The organism is Salmonella sp. SAL4457 (genome assembly GCF_046548235.1).
Taxonomy (GTDB): domain Bacteria; phylum Pseudomonadota; class Gammaproteobacteria; order Enterobacterales; family Enterobacteriaceae; genus Salmonella; species Salmonella enterica.
In genome coordinates this window covers 1-281 of sequence record NZ_JBGDZO010000345.1, presented here as the reverse complement: position 1 = coordinate 281, position 281 = coordinate 1, and the positions used below count along the sequence as shown (strand labels likewise).

The following is a 281-nucleotide window of genomic DNA, read 5'->3' as shown; positions in this document are numbered from 1 at the left end:
CCCTTGGTCAACGGGCAGGCAAGGATATCGAGGAGTTTCGGGTCCATGGCGGAGTCCTTCATACAATGGCGGCACGGCCGCCGGTCAGCGCGCCAGGAGATGCTCGAGTCGGGCGTCGAACCAGGCGACGAATGCTGGGGAAGGCACCGCATCGACCGCCAGGTACCACCAGTCGGCCGCTGCGAAAGCCCGGCATTTAACGGCATCCTTCTCGGTCATCAGCAGCGGCAGCGGCGGGCTGAACGCCAGTTCGGCCGCCGTGTAGGTCGCGTGATCCGGGA

At 65.8% G+C, this 281-nt stretch carries 1 protein-coding gene; it reads right to left on the bottom strand.

Annotation, left to right across the window (positions count from 1 at the left end; genetic code table 11):
• Window positions 1-84: 84 nt before the first annotated feature.
• Window positions 85-281, bottom strand: a 197-nt coding sequence (locus tag ACLJNW_RS24580) for a tetraacyldisaccharide 4'-kinase (RefSeq protein ID WP_410961267.1), incomplete at its 5' end; no start/stop codon positions are given.